The sequence below is a fragment of the Nitrosopumilus sp. genome, assembly GCF_025698945.1.
Lineage (GTDB): Archaea > Thermoproteota > Nitrososphaeria > Nitrososphaerales > Nitrosopumilaceae > Nitrosopumilus.
Map to the genome: position 1 here is coordinate 176,151 of NZ_JAILWM010000001.1, position 19,536 is coordinate 195,686.

The 19,536-nt window shown below is 33.0% G+C and carries 21 protein-coding genes, 1 other RNA gene and 1 pseudogene; 10 read left to right on the forward strand and 13 right to left on the reverse strand.

What is annotated here, in order from left to right:
- Positions 1 to 28: 28 nt before the first annotated feature.
- Positions 29 to 682 (forward strand): hypothetical protein, encoded by a 654-nt coding sequence (locus tag K5790_RS01145; protein WP_297592954.1) that lies wholly within the window; start codon positions 29 to 31, stop codon positions 680 to 682.
- On the opposite strand, the gene K5790_RS01150 is transcribed toward K5790_RS01145, so the two are convergent.
- From K5790_RS01150 to K5790_RS01160, 3 genes are all read right to left on the reverse strand, one after another.
- Positions 666 to 2,414 (reverse strand): DUF2070 family protein, encoded by a 1,749-nt coding sequence (locus K5790_RS01150; RefSeq protein WP_297591887.1) that lies wholly within the window; start codon positions 2,412 to 2,414, stop codon positions 666 to 668. The genes K5790_RS01145 and K5790_RS01150 overlap by 17 nt on opposite strands.
- Positions 2,415 to 2,421: 7 nt before the next feature.
- Positions 2,422 to 2,589 (reverse strand): preprotein translocase subunit Sec61beta, encoded by a 168-nt coding sequence (locus tag K5790_RS01155; protein WP_297591888.1) that lies wholly within the window; start codon positions 2,587 to 2,589, stop codon positions 2,422 to 2,424.
- Between the two features lie 121 nt (positions 2,590 to 2,710).
- Positions 2,711 to 3,037: an Sjogren's syndrome/scleroderma autoantigen 1 family protein gene (locus K5790_RS01160; RefSeq protein ID WP_297591889.1), complete on the reverse strand. Its 327-nt coding sequence runs from the start codon at positions 3,035 to 3,037 to the stop codon at positions 2,711 to 2,713.
- Between the two features lie 101 nt (positions 3,038 to 3,138).
- Between K5790_RS01160 and yciH the strand changes: the two genes are divergently transcribed.
- Positions 3,139 to 3,447 carry a stress response translation initiation inhibitor YciH gene (yciH, locus tag K5790_RS01165; RefSeq protein ID WP_297591890.1) on the forward strand — a complete coding sequence of 103 codons (309 nt, stop codon included), beginning with the start codon at positions 3,139 to 3,141 and terminating at the stop codon, positions 3,445 to 3,447.
- Between the two features lie 5 nt (positions 3,448 to 3,452).
- A complete protein-coding gene (locus K5790_RS01170) occupies positions 3,453 to 4,442 on the forward strand; it encodes a CPBP family intramembrane glutamic endopeptidase (RefSeq protein ID WP_297591891.1) in 990 nt (329 codons plus the stop codon).
- Here the strand turns inward: K5790_RS01170 and K5790_RS01175 are convergent.
- A complete protein-coding gene (locus K5790_RS01175) occupies positions 4,431 to 5,339 on the reverse strand; it encodes a TFIIB-type zinc ribbon-containing protein (protein WP_297591892.1) in 909 nt (302 codons plus the stop codon). The two genes, K5790_RS01170 and K5790_RS01175, sit on opposite strands and share 12 nt — an antisense overlap.
- Before the next feature lie 161 nt (positions 5,340 to 5,500).
- On the opposite strand from K5790_RS01175, the gene K5790_RS01180 reads away from it, so the two are divergent.
- Complete coding sequence (locus K5790_RS01180) at positions 5,501 to 5,704, forward strand: hypothetical protein (protein WP_297591893.1); 204 nt, start codon at positions 5,501 to 5,503, stop codon at positions 5,702 to 5,704.
- Between the two features lie 78 nt (positions 5,705 to 5,782).
- On the opposite strand, the gene cofC is transcribed toward K5790_RS01180, so the two are convergent.
- Together cofC and cofD are read right to left on the reverse strand one after the other, a co-directional pair.
- The gene (cofC, locus tag K5790_RS01185) at positions 5,783 to 6,415 is read right to left on the reverse strand and encodes a 2-phospho-L-lactate guanylyltransferase (RefSeq protein ID WP_297591894.1); all 633 of its coding nucleotides are present in this window, start codon (positions 6,413 to 6,415) and stop codon (positions 5,783 to 5,785) included.
- Between the two features lies 1 nt (position 6,416).
- Positions 6,417 to 7,337: a 2-phospho-L-lactate transferase gene (cofD, locus tag K5790_RS01190; protein WP_297591895.1), complete on the reverse strand. Its 921-nt coding sequence runs from the start codon at positions 7,335 to 7,337 to the stop codon at positions 6,417 to 6,419.
- A gap of 116 nt (positions 7,338 to 7,453) precedes the next feature.
- Here cofD and K5790_RS01195 point away from each other — a divergent pair, with 116 nt between their 5' ends.
- Positions 7,454 to 8,821 (forward strand): hypothetical protein, encoded by a 1,368-nt coding sequence (locus tag K5790_RS01195; protein WP_297591896.1) that lies wholly within the window; start codon positions 7,454 to 7,456, stop codon positions 8,819 to 8,821.
- A gap of 26 nt (positions 8,822 to 8,847) precedes the next feature.
- Here the strand turns inward: K5790_RS01195 and rnpB are convergent.
- Both rnpB and K5790_RS01205 read right to left on the reverse strand, forming a co-directional pair.
- An RNA gene (gene rnpB / locus K5790_RS01200) (RNase P RNA component) lies at positions 8,848 to 9,128 on the reverse strand.
- Positions 9,129 to 9,161: 33 nt separating this feature from the next.
- Positions 9,162 to 9,788, reverse strand: coding sequence for a bifunctional 2-polyprenyl-6-hydroxyphenol methylase/3-demethylubiquinol 3-O-methyltransferase UbiG (locus tag K5790_RS01205; protein ID WP_297592956.1), 627 nt, complete (start codon positions 9,786 to 9,788; stop codon positions 9,162 to 9,164).
- A 443-nt stretch (positions 9,789 to 10,231) separates the two neighbouring features.
- Between K5790_RS01205 and K5790_RS01210 the strand changes: the two genes are divergently transcribed.
- Positions 10,232 to 13,141 carry a hypothetical protein gene (locus K5790_RS01210; RefSeq protein WP_297591897.1) on the forward strand — a complete coding sequence of 970 codons (2,910 nt, stop codon included), beginning with the start codon at positions 10,232 to 10,234 and terminating at the stop codon, positions 13,139 to 13,141.
- Positions 13,142 to 13,174: 33 nt separating this feature from the next.
- On the opposite strand, the gene K5790_RS01215 is transcribed toward K5790_RS01210, so the two are convergent.
- On the reverse strand, positions 13,175 to 14,386 hold the full coding sequence (locus tag K5790_RS01215; RefSeq protein ID WP_297591898.1) for an NAD(P)/FAD-dependent oxidoreductase: 1,212 nt from the start codon (positions 14,384 to 14,386) through the stop codon (positions 13,175 to 13,177).
- A gap of 51 nt (positions 14,387 to 14,437) precedes the next feature.
- Positions 14,438 to 14,647: a hypothetical protein gene (locus K5790_RS01220; RefSeq protein WP_297591899.1), complete on the reverse strand. Its 210-nt coding sequence runs from the start codon at positions 14,645 to 14,647 to the stop codon at positions 14,438 to 14,440.
- 211 nt (positions 14,648 to 14,858) lie between these two features.
- Between K5790_RS01220 and K5790_RS01225 the strand changes: the two genes are divergently transcribed.
- Positions 14,859 to 15,440, forward strand: coding sequence for a DUF99 family protein (locus tag K5790_RS01225; RefSeq protein ID WP_297591900.1), 582 nt, complete (start codon positions 14,859 to 14,861; stop codon positions 15,438 to 15,440).
- Here the strand turns inward: K5790_RS01225 and K5790_RS01230 are convergent.
- The 3 genes and pseudogenes from K5790_RS01230 to K5790_RS01245 all read right to left on the reverse strand — a co-directional run bounded on the left by K5790_RS01230 (position 15,429) and on the right by K5790_RS01245 (position 17,540).
- Positions 15,429 to 16,190 carry an SDR family NAD(P)-dependent oxidoreductase gene (locus tag K5790_RS01230; protein WP_297591901.1) on the reverse strand — a complete coding sequence of 254 codons (762 nt, stop codon included), beginning with the start codon at positions 16,188 to 16,190 and terminating at the stop codon, positions 15,429 to 15,431. The two genes, K5790_RS01225 and K5790_RS01230, sit on opposite strands and share 12 nt — an antisense overlap.
- Positions 16,191 to 16,251: 61 nt before the next feature.
- Positions 16,252 to 17,148: pseudogene (locus K5790_RS10745) on the reverse strand (NAD(P)-dependent oxidoreductase); the annotation flags it as partial.
- Between the two features lie 8 nt (positions 17,149 to 17,156).
- Positions 17,157 to 17,540: a hypothetical protein gene (locus tag K5790_RS01245; protein WP_297591902.1), complete on the reverse strand. Its 384-nt coding sequence runs from the start codon at positions 17,538 to 17,540 to the stop codon at positions 17,157 to 17,159.
- Between the two features lie 79 nt (positions 17,541 to 17,619).
- Between K5790_RS01245 and K5790_RS01250 the strand changes: the two genes are divergently transcribed.
- The 3 genes from K5790_RS01250 (at position 17,620) to K5790_RS01260 (ending at position 19,433) form a co-directional block, all read left to right on the forward strand.
- The gene (locus K5790_RS01250) at positions 17,620 to 17,988 is read left to right on the forward strand and encodes a C2H2-type zinc finger protein (protein WP_297591903.1); all 369 of its coding nucleotides are present in this window, start codon (positions 17,620 to 17,622) and stop codon (positions 17,986 to 17,988) included.
- A 299-nt stretch (positions 17,989 to 18,287) separates the two neighbouring features.
- Complete coding sequence (locus K5790_RS01255) at positions 18,288 to 18,947, forward strand: DsbA family protein (RefSeq protein WP_297591904.1); 660 nt, start codon at positions 18,288 to 18,290, stop codon at positions 18,945 to 18,947.
- Positions 18,948 to 19,433, forward strand: coding sequence for a hypothetical protein (locus tag K5790_RS01260; protein WP_297591905.1), 486 nt, complete (start codon positions 18,948 to 18,950; stop codon positions 19,431 to 19,433).
- The last annotated feature ends 103 nt before the right edge of the window (positions 19,434 to 19,536 follow it).

Genomic DNA, 19,536 nt, shown 5'->3' on the forward strand with positions numbered 1-19,536 from the left:
ATTAGTTCTTAAAACCTATATCGATACGATGATTCAAGAAATTCATATGAAAATTCATCCTGGTATGATTAATGGACTACAAGGAATTATCCAAGGTGGAGTCTCAGTTGAGGATTTTTCTGCTGTCACTAAAATAACTGAATCAGAATCTGAAATAATTTTAGATGAATTTGTTAAAAACAATATTGGGACAAAACAAGAAAATTATTATTATTTTGAAGATGGTGATAAATTAAAAATCGCAATTTCTTTGATTGAGAAAGGATTTCCAATAGATGAAATCTCTATTGCTTTAGATTGGAGAGATTTTGAGGGATTAACTGCAGAGATTCTAACTTCAAAAAATTTTGCTGTAATGAAAAATATGATGTTAACAAAGCCAAGAATGGAAATAGATGTTGTTGGTATTCGTTTAGGAATCGCAATGCTAATTGACTGCAAACACTGGAAACGCTACAGCAGATCCTCTCTAACTAGTGCTGTAAGTAAACAGATTGAGAGAACAAAACAATATGTTGCAAAAACTCCTGGCGCAATATCTGTGCCTGTAATTGTAACGCTATATAATGATAAAATTGATTTTATTGATAATGTTCCCATTGTGCCTATCTTTCAATTTTCTTCTTTTGTTGATGAATTTTATGGTAACATTGAACAGATGAAAACTATAGAAACAGACTAGTGCTGAAAAATACCACTCCTCCAATTACAAATCCTTTTGTAATTTTTAGGGAATTATCTAGAGCTTTGGAATAATCTTCATAAATTCCTGTCCCCATTACTTTTACTTTAGTTTCATTTTCTAATATCTCAAATTTTGCTGAAGAAATATCTGATTCAGATTTTTTGGCAATATCCAAAAACCAAGACGATAACTTGTCTGCACTTGTAATCAATCCTAATTGATAATACCCATTTCTGTTTCTAGCCTTAACAGGAGCAAAATGTGTATCTGAGGTACATATCTCAAGTAACTGATAATCTCTTTTTAAAAAATTATCGATTATTTTCTCTCTTACTCCATTTTCCATATTGTTAGCATCTGCCCATCCTAGAAAATATTTTTTATCGTTGATTTTCAAACAAACAATTCCTAGTCCGCCCATTCCAAGATCTTCTGTCCATACATCCATATCATCAGAGTTTGCATAACCAAATTCTATTGAGTGACTCTCTTTTGTTATTAGAGTATCCAAACATGATTTTGCTGCCTTTAGCATATCTTCTCCATCTTCTTTAGAAATTTCTTCACCCATTGCATTATGGCAATCAACGATCATTGTTCTTGCATAATTTCGATTTTTTGCATACTGCTCAATTTCTGTTTTCATGTAACTTGGAATATCCTCCATTCCATGTGGTGAGAGTGATAAAAACAAAAGTGGATTATTTCCAAATAGTAAACCGATAACTCTTGCTTTGTTAATTTGAACCGTTACAGGTTCTGTACAGTGAATACCTTCTTCTTTTACCTCGCTATTTTCTAAATTTTTTAAATAATTTTCAACTTCGTTCCTTGATGGCAAATTTAGCGCATGATCTGAAATACTATGCATTACCATTGCTGACGATGACAAGTTTTTGTAAATAAGATATGGGATGTTGCTTCCTCCTACTGGATGATATGGTCCTGGATGAATTTCAGGCAAAACCATTCTGAACTCTTTTTGTCCATTTGATGATGACAATCTAATTTGTGATGTCGATACTTTAGTTTCATTTGAGCGCTGTTCCATGATCTCTTCAGCATCTGTGAAATCATTTCCTTGTGATGCAAGATATGCTTGAATTGTTTTATGTGTACTCTCCATTCCTGGTCTTCCTGCCCTATCTGTAAGATATGACCATACGCTTGCAATAATCATAAAGGATATTCCATAACCTAATGATAATGGATCAGAAAGCATTGGAATCCATAAATCTTGAGGAATTAAAACAAAAAACATTGCTAATGGCTGAACAAAACAGATTGCCCAAGCTTTTCTAAGACTTACTCCAAGCGTTGTAGTGTAAATTCCTATTCTAAAACTTGCAAAGAGAAACATTCCAAATGTGATAAAAAACAATGAAGTTTCTTTTGATAATACAATACTTGCTAGTAATCCCATTAGAAGTGTTACAACCCATAACATTATTCCAAAAAGTGATGAATGAAGAGACTTTGAGTATTCTTTCTTCTTTGAAAATCTTGTATCTAGTAATTGAGTGATTGCAAGTACTCCGATAATTATTGGAAGTCTATACCATACATCTTTTGAGAAAATATTATCTAGATATCCAAAATATGTTGCAAGAAAAATCACTGCTGAAATTGATAATGATCCAACTAGGGAAAAGTAATGTGAAGATGGATTGATTAGAGTAAGGGAGAACCTGTTATGTATGTTTGAAACATCATCTGAGGCTTTTTCCATTATTTTCTCACGTAGCTAGGAATATGTCTATTGCCCAAGATACTGCAATTAAACCAATAGGGATTGAAATGACTATTCTAGGATCCATCTTGAATCCTTTTGTCTCGTCTTCGAAAAATCTCATGAGACCCCCACTTGATGCTGGAAGTGGAGCTGATTTCTTTTTACTACTCATTACAACTCGACATCAAGGATTTTAACATAAAAACTTTATTCATCTAGAAAAAACAATAAAATCTGAATTTTTATGCCTAAGGAATGGATTTCAAACGATCATATGGGATTTTACTTGAAGTTTATGTTTTGATTTTTTCTAGAGCCTCTAAAATTGAATTAATTGATTTTAGAATTTTTTGTTGTTTTTCATGGTTTTTCTCATTTTCTAATTCTTTAGAAAGAGTCTCTAATTTATTATCCAAAGTTTGCTTTAATGATGATTTGAACGATTTTGGTGTTTTTTCAATTGGGATATCTTTTCTCTCGGGTTTTCTACCACAATTAATACATAAAGCAAATCCATCTTTCATTACTCTCACTCCTGCACAATATGGGCAAGGTGCACTTAACAAAGTAGCCCCGTTTAGTAGCATTTCAGCTGCCTTTTTGGTTAAATCCTCTGTCATAGTTTTTCATTAGTTTTCTATTTAAAAAATCCAATTATTTTGAAAATTTTATAATTCAAACAAGGCTTAATAGTGCGAATAATTGAAATTACTTAGAACGAATGGCAGTAATTTGTAATACTTGTGGTCTTCCAGAAGATTTATGCGCATGTGGTGAACTGGCCAAAGATAGTACCAAAATTATCATTCGATTAGAAACTCGCCGTTTTAAGAAAAAGGGCACTATGATTGAAGGACTAGATCCCAAATTAAACAATTTAGAAACTGTTGCAAAAGAACTCAAAAACAAGTATGCTTGCGGCGGTACTGCAAAAGAAGGCTATATCTTTCTACAAGGAGATCATAGGGATACAATTAAAGACACTTTGATTCATTTGGGTTTTCCTGAAGAAAGTATTGAATTACATTAGACAAATTGCCAAGATCAAATAAACTTCTCCAAGCTTTTGGAATTCCCTATACTGCTTTACTATCTGTGATTTTTGGATTATTATTAGTTTCATTTCCTGTTGGTATCTTTGTTGTTTTTGAAAGCAACATTGGCGGTGATATCAATTATGAATTTCCTGTAACGCATTTAGCATTATTTGAAAACACTTCTTTGTATGAGGCTCCTGTTGATCTTAGTCTTGGTGATGCCTTTGTTGTATTGTGGTCCTTTTATGCAATAATTTTCACTATAGCTATACTTGGTCCAAAACAGGGATTTTTCAAATCTATCTCTCCACTAATCTCTTTTGGAAAATATGATCCTAAATCAAATTATATGATTGGTGTTACAAAATGGATTTCAATTTTAATTCTAATTTCAGCTTTGATAACTTTCACACAAGAAAAATTTGGAATAGTTACAGTTCCCCCTCTTGGTGAAAATGATCTTGTTCAATTTTTTTATGTCACTCTGGCTCCTTTAATTGAAGAAGTTGGATTTCGTTTAATATTGCTTGGAATTCCGTTATTTGCACTTTATTCCAGAAAATCATCTCTAAAATATTTCATCAAATGTTTATGGACTCCAAATTCATTGGATATATTTGATTCTAAAAAAGCAATTTTTCTAATTGTATTTGTTGGTATGTTATTTGGATTTTCTCATATTGCATTTGGAGATTCTTGGAGTGAAGGTAAATTTGCACAAGCAACAGTTGGAGGAATTATTCTGGGTTGGGTATATCTGAAATATGGTTTTGTTGCATCTCTTCTAATACATTGGGCAACAAATTATTTTGTATTCTCGTATGGGAATTTTCTATCTCAAATTAATTATGTATCCCTTGAAGAAGCATTTTCTCATTCTCTAATGTCCACTTTAGAAATTTTATTTTTAGCTGCAGGATTATTGTCGATTTCTGTTTTAGTTTTGGCTAGATTTTATTCAAAAAAAGAATCTGCATTAAAGATTTAGGGCTACCTTCAATCCTTTGTATCTATTTCTTATTGTTACCTCAGTTACGCCTGCAGCTTCTGCTACATCTCTTTGTGTTTTATTTTCTCCATTTGTTACACATGCAACATAAAGTGCAGCAGCTGCTAACCCCATTGGATCTTTTCCTGCCGAAATTTTATTTTCTTCAGCAGTTTGTAATATCTGACTTGCTTTACGTTTAGTTTTTTCTGAAAGGCCTGCTTTACTTGCAATTCTTGAGATACACTTGATTGGGTCAACTACTGGCATCTTCAAATTTAATTCTCTTAATAACAATCTATAACACCTTGCAATGTCTTTTCGTTTGATATTACTTGCTTGTCCGATATCTTTTAGAGTTCTTGGTGTTTCGGTATCCCGGCATGCAGCATAAAGTGCAGATGCAATTAATGCTGAAATGGAACGTCCTCTTACTAGTCCTTTCTCTAGTGCTTTTCTGTAAATGTATGCTGCTTTTTCAATGACTGCATCTCCTACTGCAAGTTTGTCTTTTAATCTATCGAGCTCACTGAATGCTTGTCTGAAATTTCTATCTACTGGTTCATGAACTTGGCTTCTACTATCCCAAGTTCTTAGTCTCTCAATAGTACTTTTCATGGATGCAGTTAATGGCTTTCCTGTGGCATCTCTATTTTGAGGATTGATTACAGTTGCTAATCCCATATCATGCATTGCAAGGGATGTTGGAACTCCTGCTCTACTTTTATTTTCTCCCTCATTTGAAAATGATCTCCATTCAGGACCTGACTCTTCTACCTTATCTGTAATGACAAATCCACATTTGCCACAAAAATTCTCTCCTGTATTGGCATCTGTTACTAAAGTTCCTTGTCCACATCTTGGACATTTGTCCTTTGGATTTCCTGTTTTAACCATTTTAATATCTCCCAAAACCTTTTATGATGATATTTAACATTTTCTAATTCATCATTTATAAGTCTGTTGCTGATCGAAACTGCCAATTTTATGAGAAATCATTTTTTGTCAAATTTTAAGATGTATTTTTTGTTTATATGATGATATGATGTTAAGTGATTATGGCTGATCAAACCATTATACGTGGTGGGATTAGTTTGATCTTTTTTGCTGGGATTCTGATGATTTTAAAAGATGCATCTCAGATTATTTCTGATTATCTTCATGTCAATCTTGACTCATTTTACATCATGTTGTGGGTAGCTGTTTTTTGCGGTGTTGTATTGATCCTTATTGGCACAAGATCTAGAGAAAAATTCAGATAACTCCTGTCAAACATTCTTGAATCTGTTAATCTTTAAGAAATAAAATCAAAAATTTGATTATTTAAAATATATCTATTTTTACTCTAAAATTTTCTTGATTTTCTCAGCAATGTGTGGTTTTTCATTTTGTTCTAAAAGAAATTTCAAATCTTCCACATTATCTACATCCCACATAACTCTCTTGACAAAAACCATTGCAACATTTAGTGTGTGCTCTTTTGCTGTATTCATATGAATTTTGTAACTATCTTCATCATAATGTGTTTTCATCAAATCTATTGGCATTCTTACTAATGCATTAGTTCCATCAAATCTTCTTGATGGCACAATAATTGCAAAATTTGGATGTGTTTTGTATTGAAGCATAAAATCAATGTCTTGTGTTTTGATATATGGGATGTCTTGAGGAAACACAATTGATGCATCAAATCCATTTTTTAAAAGGTATTTGTCTGCTAATGCAATAGCACCATTTACACTCTCTTCATTTTCATCAATTATCACTGTAGCTTTGAATTTCTCTGCAATTTGAATTACCTTCTCTTCTTTTGTCACTAGAATGATTTTATCTATTTGTGGTGATATTGACACTGTATGTAAAATCTCTTCTAACATTACTTTGCATAATTCTTCTATTTTTTGTGGAGATAAATCTAAACGTGTTTTTGCTTTAGAGAAAGTCTTTACAGGAATAATTACTGCTATTTTCAAATTATACGTGAACTTGTTTTAGTATAAAATTGGCTAATGCATCTTCAGCAATTTTATTTTTCATGGTAATCTTTGTCTCAAATACTTTCATATCTAAACTCTGAATTTTTTTAATCAACAATCTATCTTTTGTATCTACGATGATATTGGAGCATACATCTGAATACATCTTTGCCAAGCCATATGCATTTGATTCTATTCCTGCAGCTTGCATGTATTTTGCAGCAGGACCGCTAATTGCATTGTCTCCAATTAATGGACTGACTGCTACAACTTTTTTCTTTATTTTAGATAATTCCTTTCTTATTCCTTTTATTTGTAACATGGGACCAATTGATGTTAATGGATTCCCAGGAGCTAAAATTATCATATCTGCATCATGTATTGCATTAACTGCTTCTGGATTTGGACGAGCTTTATCTGCACCAATATACTGAATTCCTTCCACAGGATCTTTTCCTCTGTGTTTTACCCAGTATTCTTGTAAATGTAGTTCTCCTTTGTCAGTGATGATTCTTGTTTCAATGCTGTTGTCTGTAACTGGAATAACATTTGCCCTTACAGCAAATTTCTCACACATCCATTTTGTAATGTCACTTAGATTTTTTCCATTCTTTAGCATGTTGGTTCTGATTAAATGAGTTGCTGCATCTCTATCTCCTACTCTAAACCATGTTTCTTCTCCAAATACTTCCATTTGGCGCAAAAAATTGAATGTGTCTTTTTTAATTCCCCATCCTCTTTCTTGATCAAGCAAATCTGCTAGTCCATAAACTATGGTATCAATATCAGGACATACATAGAGTCCGTATAGCCAATAATTATCCCCTACATTGCTAATGACATTGACTTTGGATTCTTGAGAAACAAAACCTCGAACCAGCTTGACTGATCCTGTTCCACCTGCTAAGACTGTTATCATACCATTTTCCCCTAAAACTGCAAAGTCTACATTTGATACTACATATTACTTTTTCAAAAAACACCGATCTAATTAATTGGGATAAGTTTATTACCTTAATTTCATGGATTTTACTCGTGTCTAGGGCTGTAATTCTGACTGTTTTACTTGCTAGCCTCATTGTTGTAGGTACTAGTTCTCCTGCATGGGCTGCTCAATTAGATGCTAGAATTAATCCAAATAATGACTCATCACCATTTAAGATGAGTTATCTAAAAACCGTATTTTTAGAATATTCAAATGGTGGAGAATTATTTGATGCATTACGTGACAAAGAATGGGTAGTATCTGGAACTGCTGATTCATCAGATCCTGGAGTGGTTCAACTCATCAAAAAACTCAATCAAGGTATTAAAGCCGATGGTAGCCAAGCAAGAATTTCTGATATGACTGTGACTTATAATTTTCATCTTAATGCTAGAAACATAAACACATCTATTGATTATCGAGTAATTTTAGAAGGTACACTGACTGATTATGTGATAACTAAAGATTCTCAGAGAACTCTTGTTGATTTGGGATGGAGAGGACTTTCTGCAGATGGTGAAATTATAGTTGATGGAATTGATATTAACTTACCCTTAAACATCTTAAGAGAGAAAGAACCAACAGCTTTTGCAATTATTGATACTCCTGAAGCTGAAGATGTATTGAAAAAACCTCTAATTAATGCAGACTTTATTTTAGCACAGCCATTGACAAACTGGCACTTTTTGTTTGACCCTACTGGAATCAATGTTGATGCTGGAACTTTTGGATTAGATAAAGAAATTTCAGGATTTGTTGTTTCTAGTTGGACAATGGGTGAGAGTAGTTTGAGAGAAGGAAGACAAGTTGAACGAGTATTTGAAGCAGAGATTAATGCTGATCAGAAATATGTAGTACGAAGTGTTCAATCATCTGATCAGGGAAACTTGTATACTATTGGATTTGGTGCATTGGATGTTTTAGATGGTGTTGAAATTGTTGGAGTAACTCCAAAACCTCCAGAAGGATATGCCACAACTTCAACAGGTGACTTTCCGATTATGATAGTTTATGGAATGGCTGGAATTGCAGCAATAGCTGGAATCGCATTCTTCTTTGTTAGTAGCAGATCACTCAAAAATGAAAAAGTTGGACAACAAGGAATTGATCCAAGTAGATTGGTAGGTTATCAGACTAGTGCTTCATCTGGTGGTTATCAGACAAATAGAGGAGAAGCCCAACTAAAAGATGATACTAGTTATCAGAAAACTCGAAGTGTTTATGAAAATACTGCCCCTCAGGAGACCGTTACACCCCCTCCAACTGATGCCAATAGAGAAGAAGCAGCATGTGGATGTGCAGCTTCTGCTGAAATGGGCTCTGAATGTGACTGTGCAATGCAAGGCTCTTGCTTATGTGATGCAACTTGTCAGTGTACTGCTGATCTGTGTAAAGAACAAGCTCATTCGATGAGTTAGAAATTTAAAAAATATTAAAAAATTATGTGTGCTGGGAGTAACCCTCCTTCTGTTTTCACGATATTGCGCTTTGCAGCCTACCTGAACTTAGTACAGGATCTTTGAGTTCTGTTTGGCTTTGCTCCATGTGGGTCGGCTTTTTTCATTCCTTCAATGGAAACCTCAGGTTTTCACCATCATAGTACGCCATATTGGATTCATTTCTGCTCCGTTGCCAATCATCTCTGATTATACATCTCCGTATCACATTTCCTGTATGGAGGGAGGAGTTTCCTCTGCCGTAGCAGCGTGTCGTGCTCCAGCTCACATAATTCTAGTAAATGTTAATTGAATTTGAATATTACTTTGGCTTTGTGCCTATGATAAACAGTGTTCCAAACTCTCGCTTCCACTTCTTTTTACTTGTTGTATCTTTGATATGCTTTGTTTTAACATTAAAACCTGCCTTTCTAAAAAATTCCTTCCATTCTTTTTCTGAATGCAAATGCATTTGAATCTTCATTATGCCCTTCCATCTTGCAGTTGCTTTGTTGTCTGAATAAAAATCAGTACCACAATAAAATATTCCTCCCGGTGATAACAGTTTGTGGATTTTCTGCAATGACTTTTCTATAGAATCAACATAGTATAATGACTCCATTGAGAAGATATAATCAAATTTACCTGAATACTTCCATGAATCGATGTCTGTATGAATATATCTCTCCTTGTTACTTGTGATTTTCTTTTTTGCTTGAATGATCATCTTTTTACTTTTATCAATTCCAATTGCTTTTTTACAATTTGTCTTTTCTGAAATCTTTCTTACTACCCAGCCATTACCACAACCAAAATCTAAGAATGTAAATGGTTTATCAAATGAAATTTTATCTAAAAATCTGGAGACGTTTTTTCCATGTTCAATCTCCATTATTTCTGCTCTGCCATTTTGGGCCCATTTATCAAAAGTTTTTCTAACCCCGTCAATTTTTTGTTGTTTTTTGTTTTGCAATTTAATAACCTCACTGATCTTTTGTATGAACGACTTCTACGTTCTGCTTATATCTATTTTTGATTTACTCTCATTGAATAAAATTGCCTGATGAATCATGTCGAAAGTGTGGTGGAAAAATAAGAGAGAATACAAAATGTTCTCATTGCATGCAACCTAACAGCATGATTTGTTTGTCTTGTGCACATTGCACAATTGAGCAATTTCATTCCATTTGCAAGTATAAATCGACCAACCAAACCAACGCTGTGCCAAAAGTCAAGTCTGGTAACTACCGCATGGTAGTTGCCATGGCTTGATTTTTATAAAAAAAGAGCAGTTAGGTATCTTAGCTGCCTAAATTTTATTAAAGATGAACAGGGGCTTTGATCTTTATGGGGAAAATTCCGCTAGTTTTTAGCCTGATCTTTCTCCTGTTTATGCCTGTTTATGCTTCTGCTCAAAGTTCTGATAGAATTACAATTCTTGATAATTTTGGTACTTATGATAATGGTGAACCCTTATTCCTTTTTGGAAAAGTCGCTAAAGTCTCAGATGATGCATTTCTGATAATGCAAATAATAAATCCCCAAGGTGATATGTGTCAAATTCAACAACTTATCCCATTGCCTGATGGTGATTTTATCACTGATACAATTCCTCTAAAAGGTCGAATTTGTGGAATACCCGGAAATTATGAGATAAAATTATTCTATGGCGATAATTCTAAAACTACAAATTTTCAAGTCTCCGGTAACTCCTTTACTGAAATTTCTGAAGAACAAAAAATCATTCTAGCAAAGCAGTTGCTAGAAAAACAATCATCAATTATTAATGATGCCTTTGACTTGTCATCTCCTATAACAAACTCTACTGCAAATACTTTGCATGATTTGGAAAAAGAATATGTTGCTTTCTGGGATGAATTTTTCACAGATGAATTAATCTTCGAAATTAATCCAATAATTAGACCAGCAGTTTCATCTTCATTGGATACAGTTGAGAAATTATTAGAACAGGGTGAAATATCCTTTGATATTGCAAAGTCTATTGATAGAACAATCTTTGCTGCAATATTTTATTATGAAATTGATGACAAATCTAAAGCAATTGATTTACTAACTGATGCATTTGTTGATATTAGAAATGTAAATCCAGAAAAAATTACTCAAAGAACTGCAACATTTGATGAATTAGAAGATACTCTTCTAAACTTGATGACTAAATCTGACACTGTGATGAGCAGACAAGTAAAGACTGAGGTTGGTTTTATTTTTGCAAGGGGAACTGCGCCTGTTTATGCTGATGAGATTACACAATTAATTGATTTACTTTCAAAGTCTAGATATCTCGATGTAATATCAAGAAAGCAAAGTGATCTGTATAGGTTTGTTCAAAGTGATTGGGACTCCCTGAAGAGTTCTATGATGGACAAAGAATCCATTGAGGAATTATTAGAGTCTCATTCACGTGTATCTAAACTACATTCTGCATCATTGTTATTGCGAGAACTAGATACTGTTGAACGTTTTATTTCATCTAATTCTACTGATAATAGTGAATTAGCAAACATAATCATGCCTGACTGGCAGGACTTGGAAAATAATTTAGCACTGGCAACATCAGTTGATGATATTCTAGAGGCAGAATCTGAAATCAATGTCATGTCTCAAGTCATTGATATTTCTGATAGGATAAACAAAAGCGTAGAAATTTCACAATCTACTGGTGTTAACTCTAGTCTTGTTTCTGATTGGAATGAATTACTTGACAGAATAAAGAATGCTAACTCTGTAGATGAGATTTTGGTTATTGTCTCTGAATTTGATAAATCCATGACCGAACTAAGAGAAAAACGTAACCCATTGATCGTTTTAGAGTATCAATATCAAGCAATGAAGGAAAAAGCTGAACTACAAGCAGATTATCAAAACTTGTATTTGATTGATAATGCACTTCAAATTCTTGACACTGCTAAACAAATGGAATCTGGCAATCCTTCTATCACTCGAATAGATAGAATTGAAGTATTACTAACGTGGGTAAGTGAGAAAGCACCACAAATAAAATTAGATCTTGATTCGTATGATAAAGACGCATTCAAAATACGTGCTAGTGATATTTTACAAAGAGCAAAATCAATTGAGAATCTAGTTGAGTTAAGCATAACAAAAAATAGATTCTTGCCAAATTATCTAGAGTTTACAGAAACATTTAATGAAAAAATTGACAAAGTTAGAGATCTTGTAATTCAAAATGAATTAGAAGATGCTGATGATCTTGTTAGGCAATTATTTGATGAATGGACTCAGGTATCTGATGCATATGCAAAGGATCCATATGGTTCTGATGTAGGATATACTCCTGATGAAATAAAACGAATCGAATTCCGCAAGAAATTAGATGGATTCTCAAATATGGTATCGACATTTTATAATGCTGAATTTTCAGAACATGTTGATGAGTATAACAGACTGATTGATGAGGCCTATCGATTAATTGAGATTGCAAATTTTGTTGATGCTGAGGCTAAAATTACACAAATCGGGAAATTTTTGAGTGAACATCTAGTACTGAGTAATCCCAGCATCATCTATGATATTTCTTTTGCACCTGAGAAAAATATATGGGTAATTTCTGGTGCAACTGAAAAATCTCTCTTTGATAGGAGGGAGAATCTTTATGTCACTGTTTACAACATGGATGGTTCAAAACATAGTAGTTTAGAATTTACTGATACTAAACAAGGTGACTTTTTTACACAGTGGATTGCACCCACAGATCCTGGTCTATATGTTGTAATGTTGCAATACAAAAATTCAAAGGCTACACAAATTGTTCACATTGAGGAAAAATTTGATTTCAAATATGATAAAGCAAATTTGAACATGGTTGATTTAGCTCGTGACTTTGAGGAACTTGAATCATTTGCAAAAAGATTTGGCGGTGAAAATATTGATGAAAATCCTAGATTCACAGATGTGATAAATGATATTGAAGCAGGATTTGCAAATAGGAATGTCGAAAATGTTAATGATAAACTTGATGAACTAAAATATCTAATTGATAGATACCTTCCAATTCGTTCTCGTGTTGGAGTTATTGAAGCAAATTATGATGATGATAAATTGTTATTATCTGGAGCCGTTCAAAAGACCATTGCGTTTAGAGAAGATCTATTTGTTGATGTTTTTAATCAAAAAGGTGAACATGTAGAAGAAATTGCACTAAAGGATAATTCTTCTGGATTATTCAATGAAGTTCTATCTCGTTCATTTGATTCAGGTGTATATGTCGTGCAATTACAATACCATGATGTTGTCGTGACTGACTTTTTTATTGTAAACTAGTATTTTCTTAAAATTCTGATTCGTTTAATTATACTACTTTCCTTTCACTAGATTAAACAACTGTCTAACTGCAAGCTTGGGATGATGTGTTGCAAGTTTTAACATGTTTGATAATCCAAAATCTGCTTTTATAAAATCAAGAAATTCTTCTGGCTTTAGTTCTTTGATTATGTCTAATTCCTTATCCCACTCTTTATCTGATAACCCAATCCATCTGTTTTGAACTTTGCCTGCCGAATTTATTTTGGATTCTATCTCTTTTCTCCAATAATCTTCGTATGGATAAAGAGATTTTTCATCTGTGTTGTTATTTTTTATTGCTTTTGATGCAACTTTACCTGCGATTCTTCCAAATCTAATTGCATATCTAATTCCTTCTAAAACTAATGGATTTGCTTGTCCTGCAGAATCTCCAACCAACATCAAATTGTTAAAAACTGTTTTTCTTGATAGTCCGTCATTTGGTATTAATCCATAATGAAATTCTATTGGCGTGATATCTCCCAGTTTTTTTATTGGGCCTAATTTTTTCTCAATAATTTCTTTTAGTCTCTGTGTAGGATCTACATTTGATTCTGGTTTTCCAACACCAACCCCAACTCTTACAACGTTATTGCCTAGTGGAAATATCCATGCATATCCTGCAGGAGAATATTCTTGTCCCACCATTAACCACCAAGTATCAGAATCTACATTTTCCACCTTGGCTTCGTATTCCGCACCTGCACCAAATCTTTCCCATTGAGTTGCAAATCCCATAGATTTACAAACAATGGATGGGAATCCACTTGCATCGATTACTACTTTGGAGTAAAAATCTACTTTTCCTTCAGGTGATGTTCCACTAACTCCTACAATATCTCCTTGATCATTTTTTATTACATCATTGATATTTACCTTGAGAAAAATTTCAGTTCCTTCTTTTTTAGCCTGTTCTGCTAACCATCTGTAAGTTTTTCTAACATCTAAAACTGCAGCTCTTGCAATTGAATCATTTATTGTGACTTCATTATTCGGTGAACAAAAGGAAAAATTCCTAATTGGATTATAACAATCATCTGGAATGCCAAACTCCTTGATACTCTGAATCCATGTAACGCCACTGGTTCTTACAGTTTCAGCAATTGAGTTTTCTTTTTCTAATAATGCCACTTTGATTCCACTTTTGGCTGCAGCATATGCTGCTGATGAACCTGCAGGCCCTCCGCCTACTATTACTAAATCATAATTGTATTTAGCATTCATTTCAATTAAAATGAAAATTATCTAGGATATAATTTTGAGGAAGTGGATTGGTTATTTTTTTAATACTGGATTACCTGTTGTATCGTTCTCTCTTTCTGAATCAAATGTTTCCATATGTGCTGGGTCTCTATGCATAAAACTATGTGTTTCTCCTTCTTTTTTCCTACAAAACTTTGAATGAATTGTTTCCTCTATCTTTAAGGTGACCTCATTTTCATGAAATAGACGTTTTCCGCAGTCTGGACATATAATTTCAGGCATAATTCCGGTTTGTATCAAATCTATTTAGATGTTTCAAACTAAAAATACGTTATTTTCAAATGAATTAAACCCAAACTTTAGATGTTGAATAATTCATTATTTTTCATGGATGAATCTGAAGTCTCATCTTTTTTAATCTGGTCTGGAATAACTGCAATCATAATGATTGTCTCAGGAATAACCTACCGTGCATACTTGAGGAAAAAGAACCATGAGATCTCTTCATCTTGAAAAAAAAGGATTGCGCGGTTTAGTCATTGCTGAAAGTTTTAAAGAAAATTCAAAAAAATCAATTTTTTCAGGAGTTGTAATGAGAAGGGATTTTTTAATCGATGGATTTGTTTTTGGAAGTTCTACATTAGAAGGTGATGATGCAACGGATGTAATTTTGAAAATGTTCTATGATCTCAAAAGATCTGACATTAGCTATGTTTTGATATCTGGATTGATAGTTTCAATGTATAATGTCATTAACATAAAAAAATTAGCAGACACTCTACAACTTCCTATTATTGGAATATCTTTTAATGACTCACATGGATTAGAAGATGCAATAAAACACCACTTTCCAAATTCTTATGAATCAAAAATAATTGCTTATAGAAACCTTGGAAAACGTGAAAAAATTCTTTTAGATAATTCTCATCTGTTGTATGTTAGGAAAGAAGGTTGTACTTTAAATGAAGTTAAACATCTTTTAAACAATTTGACATTGTATGGTTCTATACCTGAACCAATTCGTGTATCAAAATTACTTGCAAAAACTTTACTTCAGAAAGGATTATCCTTCTGAAGCTGTTTTACCGCCGTCTACATTTAGTATGGTTCCCGTTACCCAATTAGCTTCATCAGAAGCTAAGTAAAGTGCCGCATTTGCTACATCAACAGGCTCTCCTATTCTTGCAAGAGGTAATCTTTCTTCTAGCACTTTTCTTGCTTGAGGATCATCTAGATATGGTTTGATCATTCCTGAATTAATAATTCCTGGATTAACACAATTGCATCTGATATTTTTTCTTGCATATTCAACTGCAATTGATTTTGTAAACATTGAGATTGCAGCTTTGGTTGCTGAATATACTGCCAAGTGAACTCTTGGAATTGCTCTTTCGCTTGATATTGAACCTATATTTACAATCGCACCATTTTTTACATCAGACATTTTTGTAAGTACTGCTTTTGTCATGTGAAAAACTCCGAATAGGTTAATATCGATTAATTTCTTTATCTCTGAATCTTGCATATTATGAAAATGGACAGGATCATTAATTGCACCTGCATTATTTACTAGAATATCGATTTTTCCATATGTGTCCATGATTTGGTTTACTGTTTGTGATACTTGTGATTCATTTGTAAGATCACATGATATTGAAACTGTAGACTCCTCATTTCCTATCTCTTTTCTGGTTTTCTCTAAAACTTCCAAATTTCTTGCAATGAGAACCACCTTTGCACCTTCTTCAACAAATCTTTTAGCAATTCCTTTTCCAATGTCACTTGATGCGCCAGTAACAATAGCTACTTTATCATTTAATCGCATATTTTGATATAATTATCATAGCTTATAGAATTTTTGTTGAATTTCATTCGTAAAATTATTTTTAATTTGTTTTGTTGATTTTTTTGATATATTCAATGATCCCTGTATAATCGATATCTCCAAATCCTTCCTTAATGGCATTCTCGTAAACCTCTTCTGCACTTCTTAACATTGGTAATTCAATCCCCAAAGATTTTGCAGTGTTGGTCATAGTTGTGATGTCTTTTTTTAGATTTGATAGAGTAAACGTGGTCTCGTATTTTCCCTCAATCATCTTGTAAGCCTTTTTCTCACTCATGCCTGTTTTAAAATAAGTAGAGTTTAGAATTTCAAGGAAAATTCTTGGATCTACATTTGCCTTTTTCACCAAGGTAATCCCTTCTGCTAATGACAAAGCTAACATGGTGATTTGAAAATTCATTGCAAGTTTTACTGTGTTTGCAACTCCGTTTTCTCCTAGAAAGAATACCTTATTTGCAATCTTTTCAAATAGATTTCTACATATTTCGAATGATTCTTTATCTCCCGATGCCATCATTACCAAGTCTCCTGAAATTGCAACGTTAGGTCCGCCCATCACAGGAATATCTAATTTAGAAACTCCGTGTTTTTTAAAATTATTTGAAATGTCATTAGACTCGTTTGGAGAAATTGTACTCATGTCTGCAACAATGGTTTTTTGATTTTTCCCTTCAACAATACCATCTTTTTCAAAAGATACTCTCTTTACTGCATCTGCATCTTTGACAATTGTAATTACTATGTCTGAACATTCAGCGACCTCTTTTGGTGTTGATACAACCTTTGCACCTTTTTTTCCAACTTGTAATGTCTTTTCCTTTGTTCTATTGTAAACTGTCAATTCAAAACCTTCATCAAGTAAATTCAATGCAACTGCATTTCCAAGCATTCCAAGTCCAATTATTCCAACTTTCATTACATCATTCCTCTCAAATTGATTTTATATTAATGGCGTTCCTCATCTTGAATTTCCCATTGACTACCAAATCTTGAAGATACAAATTCTATTTGCCCAATTGTTTTCTCCCCTCTCTTTACTTTTGCAAAATCAAATTTTTTCATTCTGAATACTTTTTCTTTTGGTTTGTAACCTCCTTCTATTACTTTAATCTTGAAACGTTTACTTGCTTTGATAATCATCTTTCTTGCCATCTGAACATCTCCAATCCATGAGAACATCTCAAAGTCCCCAAAATTTTTTGTAGAAATAGCATAACCATATAGTCTAGCTTCCAATTTCATGCCTAGTTTTTTTGATTGCTCATTTAGCCATGTGATCACTTCTTCCCCATGCCCCTTTTCAACTCCAAATGTTTCAGAATCCCGCATATGTCAAAGTTCACCATTTAACAATAATAATCATTTTCAATTATGTTAGACTAAAATAATGATTTAGTCTCAAAACCTTATGCTCACCATAGATTGCAAAGATGTAACATCAATTCAAAATGAATTACTAGTTTATGTCGCTGATCAAGTTGCAGCAATTCCTACGCTGAAACATCATCAATTTACTTTATCTGCATTTGAGGATGATCAAAAAGTTGATAATACAACAGTGATTTCTGCGATCAAAGAATTTCTTGATTCCATTGGAGAGATTCATAATTTTGCCGTAATTTCAAACAATGATATGATCACTATCAAATCTATTTCTGGTAAAATAATTGAAAGAGAATCCACTCCTCAAGATGAGATGTTTTCATGTACTCATTGTGGATTTGTTACAAGATACCAAGTGGAACTTAATACTCATATGAGAATTCATTATCTTTGAACATATACTGATATTTTAAAAAATGAATTTTAGACAGGATCTTTATAAGTACAAGTAATACATGTGATTTGTGGAAAAATCATCTAAACACAAAGTAACAAAAGTCTATTGTGAAAAATGTAATATTGTCTTAGAATCAAGATCAAAATTTGAAAAGCATCTTCAAAGCCATTCATCTAACATAACTTGTGAAGTATGTCCTATTGATACTGTCATTTCTAAATTTACAAGTTTGTTTAAACGAAAATCTTCTAGGAATTTGGAATAAGTTTTTTTAACTGCTTTTTCAAGTTTTATTATTGAAAAAATTACCTCTAACTATTGGCGTCGTTGTAATTGCAATTATTATTGGTGTGGTTGCCTCATTGTCAGCCTCTACTGAAACTGTTAATTTGGATATGGGTAGGAGCCATGGAACAATTTCTACTGCAATGGGTTCTCCGATTCTAGGCGATCCTTCAGCTCCTATTACTATTGTTGAATTTGGAGATTATCAATGCCATCAATGCTATAATTGGTATCATAATACAAAACCTTCAATAACTCGTGATTATATTGAAACTGGAAAAGCCAATCTTGTTTTCGTAGATCTTGCATTTTTGGGAAGAGATTCTCCAATTGCAGCTCAAGCTTCTTACTGTGCTGAAGATCAGGGCATGTATTGGGATTATCATGATATGTTATACAATTCTCAAGAATCAAAAATTGATAATGGTTGGGCAAACTCTGAACGACTAAAGGCATTTGCATTTAGTCTAGGTCTTAATATGGATCTGTTTGAGAGTTGTCTGGATTCTGGAAAATATACAAAAAGAGTTCAATATAATATTCAACAAGCAAGGGAACATGGTGTCCAAGGAACCCCTGGCTTCTTTATTGTTGGTCCAAATGGACAACAACAGATTGGTGGTGCACAACCATTCTCTGTGTTTAAGCAAATATTGGATCAAATGATCTAAATGAATGAAGCAATAAAACTAGTATTTTCTAACATCCAATACCTTGTTTTGGCAATAAGCATTTTTACAATTATGGTTATTGGGCTGCTAATTATTTCAGAATACATCTTTTTAGAACCTTATTTTGTAGGCCACATTCCATCAGGAACTGAATTGGGATTTTTCTTAATTGTTATTCTTTCTGCTCTTTCTTCTTTGGTGATTCCAATGAATATATTTAGAATTAATATGCTGAAAAACTCTAAACATAAAATGAGTGGCGGTATATTTGGATCTATTATTGGTGCAGCTGCTGGTGCATGCAGTTGTGGCCCTATTGGATTTGCAGTTATATCGACTTTTGGCTCTGTCGGTGCCACAGCAACTGCATTTCTAACAAATTATGAAATCCCCATTCGTATTGTTGCAATAGTTATCTTGACAATTACCTATTTTACCACAATTAAATCCCTCAAGATTGAGTGCAAATTAAATTCTAGTGCCTAGGCAGAGAATCTTACTTTTTTAGGAATAAATTAGAAAAATTTGCTATAATTTTTAGATCTTTGCAAAAATTGATCTCTTTCAAAATTTTATTAATGAGAATTTG